The organism is Nocardioides panacis (assembly GCF_019039255.1).
Classification (GTDB): Bacteria; Actinomycetota; Actinomycetes; order Propionibacteriales; family Nocardioidaceae; genus Nocardioides_B; species Nocardioides_B panacis.
This window is the reverse complement of sequence record NZ_CP077062.1, coordinates 2,383,132-2,393,594: the sequence shown is the minus strand read 5'-3', so window position 1 is coordinate 2,393,594 and position 10,463 is coordinate 2,383,132. Positions and strand designations below refer to the sequence as shown.

Below are 10,463 nucleotides of genomic sequence, written 5' to 3'. Positions count from 1 at the left end.
TACATCGAACCGGCTCCGGCTGGCATGCGTGGCAGCGGCGCTCGCGGTAACGGTGAGTGCCTGCGGCGGGGGCAACATCAAGGAGACCAAGTCCGCGAGCGGCAAGTCCTGCGGCACCGTCAACATCGCGGTGAACCCGTGGACCGGGTACGAAGCCAACGCCTACGTCATCGGGCACCTCGCGAAGACCAAGCTCGGCTGCACGGTGAACTACCAGGACGTCAAGGAGGAGGTCGGCTGGCAGGGCATGTCGGCCGGCACCACCGACACGATCGTGGAGAACTGGGGCCACCCCGACCTGGTCAAGAAGTACGTCGACCAGCAGAAGACCGTCCAGGACGCCGGGCTGACCAAGAACGAAGGCATCATCGGCTGGTACGTCCCGCCGTGGATGGCCCAGAAGTACCCCGACATCACCGACTGGAAGAACCTGAACAAGTACGCCGACCTGTTCAAGACCTCGGAGTCGGGTGGCAAGGGCCAGCTGCTCGACGGCGACCCGTCCTACGTGACGAACGACGAGGCGCTGGTCAAGAACCTGCACCTCAACTACAAGGTCGTGGTCGGCGGCAGCGAGGCCGCGCTGATCCAGAGCTTCCGCTCGGCGGAGAAGAACAAGACCCCGCTGCTGGCGTACTTCTACCAGCCCGACTGGTTCTTCTCGGAGATCCCGCTGGTCAAGGTGAACCTGCCGAAGTACACCCCGGGCTGCGACTCCGACCCGGCCAAGGTCGCCTGCGACTACCCGCCGTACAAGCTGAACAAGCTGGTCTCGAAGAAGTTCGCCGACTCGGGCTCGCCGGCCTACACGCTGGTGAAGAACTTCCAGTGGACCAACGACGACCAGAACAAGGTCGCGGAGTACATCGCCAAGGACAAGATGGACCCCGACGCGGCCGCGAAGAAGTGGATCGACGACAACCCGGACATGGTCAAGCAGTGGCTGCAGGGCACCTGACCAACTGACCCCGGGGATCCGGCCGTTTCCCCCCGTCGTGCCTGGTTGACAGGCGCGGCGGGGGAGCCGCATGCTGGAGGCTGTTTCATATGACGCATTGCGTTGCATGATACGCAACAGAAACCTCGACTCGGAGGAGCCTCTCATGGCCTCGGTCCCGTCCACTGCCCGCGTCGTCGTGATCGGCGCCGGCATCGTCGGCAACAGCCTCGTCCACCACCTGGCCCGGCTGGGCTGGACGGACATCGTCCAGATCGACAAGGGCGCGCTGCCGAACCCCGGTGGCTCGACCGGTCACGCCTCGAACTTCATCTTCCCGGTGGACCACAGCCGGGAGATCACGGACCTGACGCTCGACTCGATGCGGCAGTACAAGGAGATGGGCGTCTTCACCGAGTCCGGCGGCTTCGAGGTGGCGCGCACCGAGGAGCGCATGCAGGAGCTGCGCCGGCGGATGTCGTCGGCCCGGGCCTGGGGCATCGAGTCCGAGCTGGTCGACCCGGCGTTCGTGGCCGAGAAGGTCCCGTTCCTCGACCCCGACCAGATCATCGGCGCGTTCTGGACCCCGTCGGTCGGGGTCGTCGACTCGCTGCGGGCCGGCACCATCATGCGCGAGACGGCCCTGGCGACCGGTGCCCTGACCGTCGTACCCACGGTGGAGGTGACCGGCCTGGACGTCGAGGACGGCCGGATCCGCCGGGTCCGCACCAGCGGCGGCGACATCGAGGCCGAGCACGTGGTGATCGCGTGCGGCGTGTGGAGCCCGAAGATCGGCGACATGGCCGGCATCAGCATCCCGCTGACCCCGGCGGTGCACCAGATGATCAGCGTCGGCCCCTGCCCGCAGCTGGCCGGCACCGAGGGGGAGATCTCCTTCCCGATCGTCCGGGACATGGACACGTTCTGCTACGAGCGGCAGCACGGCGCCGACATGGAGGTCGGCTCCTACGCGCACCGCGCGATCCTGCACGAGCCCGAGGAGATCCCCTCGATCGAGCAGGCCAAGCTGTCCCCGACGGAGATGCCCTTCACCTCCGACGACTTCGACCCGCAGCTCGAGCAGGCCTACGAGCTGATGCCGGAGCTGCTCGGCGCCGAGGGCGCGGAGATCCGCTACGCGATCAACGGCCTGCTGTCGTTGACCTGCGACGGCAACCCGATCCTCGGCGAGAGCCTGGTGAAGGGCCTCTGGACCGCCGCCGCGGTGTGGATCAAGGAGGGCCCCGGCGTCGGGCGCGCGGTGGCCGAGTGGATGACCGACGGGCACCCCGAGATCGACGTCCACCACAGCGACATCGCCCGCTTCTACCCGCACCAGATGCGCCGCGAGCACACCCGGCTGCGCACCACCGAGTCGTTCATCAAGACCTACGGCATCGTGCACCCCGCCGAGCAGTACGAGTCCGACCGCGACCAGCGCCTCTCCCCGATGCACGACTCCGAGACCAAGCTCGGTGCGCGGTTCTTCGAGGCCGTCGGCTGGGAGCGCCCGCAGTGGTACGAGTCGAACGCCGACCTCCTCGAGACGTACGGCGACGCCGTGATGCCGCGCACGAACGAGTGGGACGCGCGCTGGTGGAGCCCGATCGTCAACGCCGAGCACCTGCGCATGCGCGAGGCCGCCGGCATCATCGACCTGACCGCGTTCGCGGTCTTCGACATCACCGGTCCGGCCGCCCTGGACGTCGTGCAGCACACCTGCGTCTCCCAGTGCGACGTCGCGGTCGGCAAGGTGATCTACACCCCGGTGCTCGACGCGAAGGGCGGCTTCCTGTCCGACCTCACGGTGATGCGGCTCGGCGAGGACCACTTCCGCGTGGTCACCGGCGGCGCGCACGGCATGGCGGACCGCAAGTGGTTCTCCGACCAGCTGCCCGACGACGGGGCGACGACGCTGACCGACCTGACCGACGAGGTCTCCACGATCGGCGTCTGGGGTCCGCGGGCCCGCGACATCCTCGCCTCGCTGACCTCGGACGACGTGTCCGAGGAGGGCTTCGGCTTCCTGACCTGCCGGGAGATCACGGTGGCCGGCACCCCGGTGCTGGCGTCCCGGATCTCCTACGTCGGCGAGCTCGGCTGGGAGCTCTACGTGCCGATGGGCCACGCCGCGGCGCTGTGGGACCGGCTGCTCGAGGCCGGCGCGCCGCACGGCGCGCGCCCGGTCGGGATCGGCGTCTACGGCACCACCGGCCGGATCGAGAAGGGCTACCGCGCGTACGGCGCCGAGCTCGACGCCGAGCGCAGCATCGTCGAGGCCGGCATGCAGCGGCCCAAGGTGAAGGCCGCGGACTTCGTGGGCAGGCAGGCGTACCTCGCCCAGCGCGAGGCCGCGCCGCAGGCGGTGCTCTGCACCCTGACCGTCGACGACCACACCTCGGCGTCGGGGGAGAAGCGCTACATGCTCGGGGGTGAGCCGATCCTGACCCGCGAGGGCGGGACGCTCACCGACGGGCACGGCCACCACCCCTACGTCACGAGCGCCGGGTCGGGGCCCTCGCTGGGCAAGCACGTGCTGCTCGCCTACCTGCCGCCGTCCGAGGCGCGGGTCGGCAACGAGCTCGCCGTGTCCTACATGGAGGAGCTCTACCCGGTGACCGTCGGCTCCGTCGACAGCACGCCGCTGCTCGACCCCGCCAACGAACGGATCCGCGGATGAGCAACGTCCTGGTCTGCATCAAGCGGGTCCCCGACCTCGGCGGCGAGATCAGCCTGACCGCGGACGCGATGGCCGTCGACGACTCCTCGCTCGGGCACACCGTCAGCCCCCACGAGGACTGCGCCGTCGAGCTGGCGATCCAGGTCGCCAAGGACACCGGCGGCACGGCGACCGTGCTGACGCTCGGCTCCTCGGACGCCGTCGAGCAGCTGCGCAACGCCCTGGCCCTCGGCTGCACGGCCGCGGTGCTTGTCGAGGCCGACGCGGGTGCCTTCGGGCCGGCCGACGTCGCCGCCGCGATCGCCGACGTGGTCCGGGCCCACGAGGCCGCCGGGACGTCGTACGACCTGGTGCTGCTGGGCAACGACGCCTCCGACACCGGCGACTTCCAGGTCGGCGTGCGGCTGTCCTACCTGCTCGACCGGCCGGTCGTCACCGGCGTCTCGACGCTGTCCGTGTCGGGTGACCGGGTGGACGTCCGCGGCAGCAGCCCGGACGGCGGCACCGAGATCTTCGACGTCGCGCTGCCCGCCGTGCTGACCGTGTCCGAGGGCGGTGTCGAGCCGCGCTACCCCTCGATCCCCGGCCGCATGAAGGCCAAGAAGATCGCCGTCGAGGAGGTCGTCCCGACCCACGAGCCGGCCGGCCCCGGGCGGCGACGGCTCAAGCTGCCGCCCCTGCAACCGAGCCAGGTCGAGGTGCTCGGCGAGGGTCCTGCGGCGGCCGGAGCGGTCGTCGACCTGCTGGAGAAGCTGGGGGTCGTGCGATGAGCCCTGCGACGCATGCGGCCGTGCTGGTGCTGGTCGAGACCGACGGCGGCGGCGCCACCGAGGTGTCCCGGGAGACGCTGACGTTCGTCCGCGGTCTCGACGCCGACGTGCACGCGCTGGTCGTCGGCGACGGCCCCTCCGGCCTCGTCGACCAGCTCGGCGCCTACGGCGTCTCGGTGGTGCACCACGCCGACGGTGACGCGTTCACGTCCTACGCGGCGGCCGCCTGGGCGGCGGCCGTGGTCGCGGCGGTCGGCGACGCGACGGTGGTCACGGCCGCCGGCACACCGCGGGGCAACGAGGTGCTCGCGCACGTCGCCTGCCGGCTCGGCGTGACGATGGCCGCGAACGTCGTCGAGGTCGACTCGACCAGCCCGCTGGTCGTCTCCCGCCAGGTGCTCGGTGGCTCGGCGCTCGAGGAGATCGCGCTGACCGACGGGGTCGCGGTGTTCTCCGTGGCCGGTCACGCGTGCGACCCCGCCGAGGCCGAGACGTCGACCACGCCCGTCGTACACCCGATCGACGTGGCCGTGAGCGACGCGGACCTCCGCGCCCGGGTCGTCCGCACCGAGCCGGGGGAGCCCGACGAGTCCGGCGGCCTGAAGGCCGCGCGGGTCGTCGTCGGCGCCGGGCGGGGTGCCGGCGGGGCCGACGGCTTCGCCGACCTCCTCGAGCTGACCGAGCTGCTCGACGCCTCGCTCGGTGTCTCGCGGGTCGTCACCAGCCTGGGCTGGCGCCCGCACCACGAGCAGGTCGGCCAGACCGGCAGCCGGGTCTCGCCCGACCTGTACGTCGCGTGCGGCATCAGCGGGGCGATCCAGCACTGGGCCGGCATGTCGAGCTCGAAGACGATCCTGGCGATCAACACCGACCCTGACGCGCCGATGGTGACCAAGGCGCACTACGCGGTGATCGGCGACCTGCACGAGATCGTGCCCGCGATCAACGAGGAGCTCCGCCGCCGCAGGTCGTGACCACGCCCCGCACGGGCGGTCGAGCTCGGCACGGCTGGTCGAGCTCGTCGAGACGACTCCGGCAGACTGTCCCCGTGCCCCGACGACTCGACCTGTTGCCGCTGTGCGCCTCGGTGCTCACCGCGGCGATCACCGCGCTGTACGTGTACCTCGTCCTGGCGCAGGGCAGCCGCCCGTCCTGGTGGGCGCTGACCATCTTGGTCGTGTGCGTCGCGGCGTCGGGCTACGCCGTACGCCCGAAGGCTCCGCGCCGGCGGGTCGCGTTGGTGGTCAGCGCGATCGGGCTGTTCGGGCTCGGGTACATCGCGTTGTTCTCCATCGGCCTGCCGCTGTTGCTGTGCGGCACGCTCTGCGTGGTCGCGGCCGTGCGGCACCGGCCGGACCTGGACTGGCGCGACTCCGTCTGAGCACGGGCGGACGACCGAGGGACGTCCCCTGCGTCAGAGGGAGCGGTGCTCGGCGAGCGGGCGGCGGTCGCCGCCGTCGAAGGCGGCGTCGAGCTCGCGGTCCCAGGTGCGCGCCGCACGGTGGCGGTAGGCGGTCCAGGCGGCCGCGACGAGCAGGAGGGCGGCGCAGACGAGCAGGACGACAGGCATGACAGCACTCTTTCGATGACTCGGTTCCCCCCACGGCCGTACCTCGGCCGGTCGTGCCACCGTACGCGGCACGTGTCTGGTTCGCCGGTTTTCGGGTTCGACCGGTCCGTTCGGCCGACGCCGTCGGTGTCCGTCCGGTCAGCCCTGCAGGAACAGGCAGAACGGGTGCCCCGCGGGGTCGATCCACACGCGCACGTCCTCCTGCGGCTGGTACTCCGCCAGCACCGCTCCGGCGCGCTCGGCCAGGGCCCCGGCCGCGTCGAGGTCGCTGACCGCGACGTCGAGGTGGACCTGCATCTGCTGGTCGGTCGGGCCGCCCGGCCAGGTCGGTGCGACGTGGTACTTCTCCCGCTGGAAGGACAGTCCGGGGAGTACGCCGCCGGCCGGCCGGGTCACCACCCACTCCTCGCTGTCCTCCACGCGCTCGTAGCCGAGGAGGGCCTCGTAGAAGGTCGCGAGGGCCTGCGGGTCGGGCGCGCCGAGCACGACGCCGGACAGGGAGAGGTGGGGTGCCGTCATCCCCCCACCGTGCCAGGCCGGTGTGCACTCCCGCCGCACGGCACCGGAGGAGCGCGCCGAGCGCGGCCACCTGTCCTGCCGACCCGGGCCTTGGGCGACGTCGACCCGGCCCTCCGGCCATGTCGACCCGGGCCCTGGACATGCTCACCCGGGCCTCCGGCGATGCCGACCCGGGCCCTACGCAAGGTCGACCCGGCCCGTGTGTCACGCCGACCCGGCCCTCACGTCACACCGACCCGGGACTCGCGCCAGCCCTGTGCCGGCTTCCTGCTCTGCTGAGGGTGGCTGGATCCCTGTCGTGGGGCGTCGTCCACAGATCTCGTTCGGCCATCGATCCTGTCGGCGGGCCCGTCTAGAATCGAACACATGATCGAAGACCGTTCGACATTGAAGCCCGAGCAGGGAAGCCCGGTTCCCGGGCTGCTGGAGGCTGCTGTGCCCGACTCCCGGGTGCTGTCCGGCTGGGTGCAGGCGCTGGGCTCGCTGGGTGCCGACAACCAGCTGGACGGCACCGACGACGCCGACGACGACACCCACGATGGCGGCGGTGGCATGGGCGCCGGGGGTGTTGTCTCGGATGCGGAGCGGGTCGAGCAGCTGGTGGTGCTGGAGCGGTTGAAGGCGGCTGCGGCGGCGGCGCAGGCGCGGGTCACGGTCGGGTTCGAGGCCTCCCAGCGGGCCGCCCAGCGGGCCGCCGGGGTGCCGGAGCGGCGGGTCGGCGCGGGGGTCGCGGCGCAGGTCGGGCTGGCCCGCCGCGACAGCCCGGTCAAGGGCGCCCGGCACCTGGGGCTGGCCCGGGCCCTGGTGAGCGAGCTGCCGCACACCCTGGCCGCGCTGGCCGCGGGGCAGACCTCGGAGTGGCGGGCCACCCTGATCGCCCGGGAGACCGCCTGCCTGTCCGGTGCGGACCGGGTCCGGGTGGACGCCGAGCTGGCCGCCCGACCCGGCGGGATCGGGGCGCTGGGAGACCGCGAGGCGGCCGCGGAGGCCCGCCGGATCGGCTACCGGCTCGACCCGCACGCGCTCACCGACCGGGCCGCCCGCGCGCACCACGAGCGCCGGGTCACCCTACGCCCGGCGCCGGACACGATGGCCTGCCTGTCCGGGCTGCTGCCCGCGGTCCAGGGCGTCGCGCTCTACGCCGCGCTGACCCGGCACGCCGACACCCTGCGCTCGGGCGGGGACGCCCGCAGCCGCGGGCAGATCATGGCCGACACCCTGGTCGAACGGGTCACCGGCCAGACCACCGCCACCGCGGTCCCGGTCGAGATCGCCCTGGTGATGACCGACACCACCCTGCTCGGCACCCACCGGACCCCTGCGGACGACCCGCACGATCCGGTGGAGGCGGTGGAGGCGGTGGACGTGCCGGTGCAGCTCGCGGGCTACGGACCGCTGCCCGCCCCCTGGGTCCGGGACTGGCTGCGCACCACCGGCACCGGCACCGAGGCGGAGGTCTGGGTACGCCGCCTCTACACCAGCCCGGAGACCGGGCAGCTGGTCGCGATGGACTCCCGGCGCCGCCGGTTCACCGGACTCCTGCGCCGGTTCCTGGTGCTGCGCGACCAGCACTGCCGCACCCCCTGGTGCAACGCCCCGATCCGACACCTCGACCACCCCCACCCGGCCCGCACCGGCGGCCCCACCACCGCCGGCAACGCCCAGGGGCTCTGCGCGGCCTGCAACTACGCCAAGGAAGCCCCCGGCTGGACCACCCACACCACCAACCCCCACACCGGCACCGGGACCGGTCCGGCAGTGGAGACCACCACCCCCACCGGACACCGACACCGCACCCGACCACCCCTGCCCCCCGGACCCACCCGACCACCCCGCACCACCCGACCCCGACAACCCAGCCACGCCGAGCTCTCCTTCCGCCACGACCTCCACGTCGTCCTCGCCCGCTGACGGGCCGCCCGCTGAGCGTCCCGTGCACAACCGTGGCAGAAGGAGTGCGGCTGTCGAGCCGGTTCCTCGCGTGGCAGCCCGCTCCCGGCCGAGGATCGCCCGGAGGGTCGGGTGGGACGCCTGAGCGAGCTTGTCCAGACCACTGGTGCCGGCACGGTGTCCGAGCCGCGTGCTGTGTGAACGTCGCGAGTTTGGGGCGTACAAAGGATCTCGGAAAAGGAGATCCACATGAGCAAGAGACTGGCCATCGCCGTCCTGGTTGCACTCGCCCTGAACCTGATCGCCACCGGCTACGGCACGGTCGCGGCGGCCAAGGAGGACCGCGCGAGCTGTTCACGGGACGGCGGAAGCGTCCAGCATCACGAGTGCATCAGGAGCGGGCACGTCCTGTTCAGCATCCGGCTCTGAGGGACCCTGAGAACCCACGGACCCGACGAGGCGTTCCGGACCTGAGGACGTCCCGCTGGGCGGCTCCCGGCGGACAGGATGGGTTACGGTCCGTCGATGTCCTGGCAGCGAGGCGAGCACATCCTGTGGCACTACCGCCGTCCCACGTGGCGGCCGGGGGACGCGGAGTTCGTCGACCCGATGACCGTCGTACGAGACGACGAACGCGGGCTCGTGGCGTGGCTCGCCCCCGGGACGGAGCGGCTCAAGGCGGTGCTGCGGAACGGCAAGCCCCTGAGGGCGGCCGAGCCCGGCGACCGCTTCGTCGGACCGCGGGCGACGGCGCGAGGGCAGTGGCACGGGCCGGGCATCCTGCGGATCGCGCCGCCCGCGGTGCCCTGGAGCGTCTGGCTGTTCTGGGACGAGCCGTGGGAGTTCGACGGCTGGTACGTCAACCTCGAAGCGGTGAGCCACCGCGAGGGTCGGCACCTGTTCACCTCCGACCGGGTGCTCGACGTGTGGCTGCCCCGGGAGGGTGCCGCCGCCCTGAAGGACGAGGACGAGCTGCAGGCGGCGGTCGAGGAAGGAGCCTTCACCGCGGACGAGGCGGAGGCCTTCCGGGGTCACGCCGAGGCCGCGGTGGCCGTCTTCGAGGCGTGCGGGTTCCCGTTCGACGAGCCGTGGACGGACTGGCGACCCGACCCCGCGTGGCAGCGCCCCGCGCTGCCCGCGCAGGCGACGTGGGACTTCGACGAGCTGGCCGGACGCACCGGGGCGTAGCCGGGAGGGCTGACCCGGCGGCCGAGGATCAGGGCTGCGAGGAGGACCCCTCGGGGAGCAGCAGCACGGCGCCGACCAGGAACGCGAGTGCGCCGACCGACGTGGAGATGTTGGCGACGTTGACGGCGAGGACGTCGCCCGTGGACGGCAGGACGTACGCCGCAACGGCCGAGACCGCGAACGCGACGCACCCGAACAGGTTCACCGCGACCAACGCACCCTCCAGCGACCGGGGCGCGCGGCGCAGCCAGCCGCCGGACACCTCGACGTGTGCGAGGTACCCGGACACCAGGAAGCAGATCGAGCCGTAGGCGTCCGGCCGCCACACGACCTGGTCGTACGACGGGGCGTCGACCGCCGTGCTCAGCGCCCGCCAGGTCGTCGCGTTGAAGAACACCGTCCCGGCCAGCTGGACGCCGCTGCTCCACCAGTCGATCCGGCGCGGCTCCCAGGCGACCAGCCGGAGCGGTCCGCGGGCGGTCGCGGCGGGCCCGGGGTCGGCGTTGATCGTCTCCAGCCACTGCAGCGTCGCCGCGGAGGTGAAGAACACCGACCCGACGAAGAACACCCGGGCGTCGGCCTGCGCCCCGACGGCCTCGAGGAAGAACGGCAGCGGACCGAGCAGGAAGCACGCGGAGCCGACGATGAACAGCACCGCGATCCACCAGGACGCGCGGTGCGGGGACCAGAGCAGCCGCTCGCGGCCCGGCCGGGTGCGCGACAGCCGCGAGGTGTGCTTGCGGTGCCGCCGCGAGGACCAGCGCAGCGTGCGGCCGTCCGGGTGCGCGAACACCACCTCGGTCGCGAACGGCCCCGACGACCGGCGGCTCGCGACCGTCCAGCCCTCCGGGGCGCGGGGATACTCCGCCATCGCGGGCCCACCTCCTGACCGGGGACATTCGAGCGCGT

At 72.2% G+C, this 10,463-nt stretch carries 11 protein-coding genes; 8 read left to right on the top strand and 3 right to left on the bottom strand.

Going from position 1 to position 10,463, the window contains the following annotated elements; genetic code table 11:
- The first annotated feature begins 28 nt into the window (after nucleotides 1-28).
- From KRR39_RS11615 to KRR39_RS11595, 5 genes are all read left to right on the top strand, one after another.
- Nucleotides 29-958, top strand: a complete 930-nt coding sequence (locus KRR39_RS11615) for an ABC transporter substrate-binding protein (RefSeq protein WP_254185678.1) — start codon at nucleotides 29-31, stop codon at nucleotides 956-958.
- A gap of 145 nt (nucleotides 959-1,103) precedes the next feature.
- On the top strand, nucleotides 1,104-3,617 hold the full coding sequence (locus KRR39_RS11610) for a GcvT family protein (protein ID WP_216942154.1): 2,514 nt from the start codon (nucleotides 1,104-1,106) through the stop codon (nucleotides 3,615-3,617).
- Nucleotides 3,614-4,387, top strand: a complete 774-nt coding sequence (locus tag KRR39_RS11605) for an electron transfer flavoprotein subunit beta/FixA family protein (RefSeq protein WP_216942152.1) — start codon at nucleotides 3,614-3,616, stop codon at nucleotides 4,385-4,387. Before KRR39_RS11610 ends, KRR39_RS11605 begins: the two co-directional genes overlap by 4 nt.
- Nucleotides 4,384-5,361, top strand: a complete 978-nt coding sequence (locus KRR39_RS11600) for an electron transfer flavoprotein subunit alpha/FixB family protein (RefSeq protein WP_216942150.1) — start codon at nucleotides 4,384-4,386, stop codon at nucleotides 5,359-5,361. Before KRR39_RS11605 ends, KRR39_RS11600 begins: the two co-directional genes overlap by 4 nt.
- Nucleotides 5,362-5,435: 74 nt before the next feature.
- The gene (locus KRR39_RS11595) at nucleotides 5,436-5,768 is read left to right on the top strand and encodes a hypothetical protein (RefSeq protein ID WP_216942148.1); all 333 of its coding nucleotides are present in this window, start codon (nucleotides 5,436-5,438) and stop codon (nucleotides 5,766-5,768) included.
- Nucleotides 5,769-5,801: 33 nt separating this feature from the next.
- On the opposite strand, the gene KRR39_RS11590 is transcribed toward KRR39_RS11595, so the two are convergent.
- Together KRR39_RS11590 and KRR39_RS11585 are read right to left on the bottom strand one after the other, a co-directional pair.
- Complete coding sequence (locus tag KRR39_RS11590) at nucleotides 5,802-5,957, bottom strand: hypothetical protein (RefSeq protein ID WP_216942147.1); 156 nt, start codon at nucleotides 5,955-5,957, stop codon at nucleotides 5,802-5,804.
- Nucleotides 5,958-6,095: 138 nt separating this feature from the next.
- Nucleotides 6,096-6,476, bottom strand: coding sequence for a VOC family protein (locus tag KRR39_RS11585; RefSeq protein ID WP_216942146.1), 381 nt, complete (start codon nucleotides 6,474-6,476; stop codon nucleotides 6,096-6,098).
- A gap of 366 nt (nucleotides 6,477-6,842) precedes the next feature.
- Between KRR39_RS11585 and KRR39_RS25625 the strand changes: the two genes are divergently transcribed.
- The 3 genes from KRR39_RS25625 (at nucleotide 6,843) to KRR39_RS11570 (ending at nucleotide 9,554) form a co-directional block, all read left to right on the top strand.
- Entirely contained in the window at nucleotides 6,843-8,387 is a 1,545-nt protein-coding gene (locus KRR39_RS25625; protein ID WP_216942145.1) for an HNH endonuclease, read from the top strand.
- Between the two features lie 228 nt (nucleotides 8,388-8,615).
- Nucleotides 8,616-8,795 (top strand): hypothetical protein, encoded by a 180-nt coding sequence (locus KRR39_RS11575; protein ID WP_216942144.1) that lies wholly within the window; start codon nucleotides 8,616-8,618, stop codon nucleotides 8,793-8,795.
- A gap of 96 nt (nucleotides 8,796-8,891) precedes the next feature.
- Entirely contained in the window at nucleotides 8,892-9,554 is a 663-nt protein-coding gene (locus tag KRR39_RS11570) for a ribonuclease FAU-1 family protein (protein ID WP_216942143.1), read from the top strand.
- Nucleotides 9,555-9,582: 28 nt separating this feature from the next.
- Here the strand turns inward: KRR39_RS11570 and KRR39_RS11565 are convergent, their stop codons facing one another.
- Nucleotides 9,583-10,425 carry a hypothetical protein gene (locus KRR39_RS11565; RefSeq protein ID WP_216942142.1) on the bottom strand — a complete coding sequence of 281 codons (843 nt, stop codon included), beginning with the start codon at nucleotides 10,423-10,425 and terminating at the stop codon, nucleotides 9,583-9,585.
- Nucleotides 10,426-10,463: the final 38 nt, after the last annotated feature.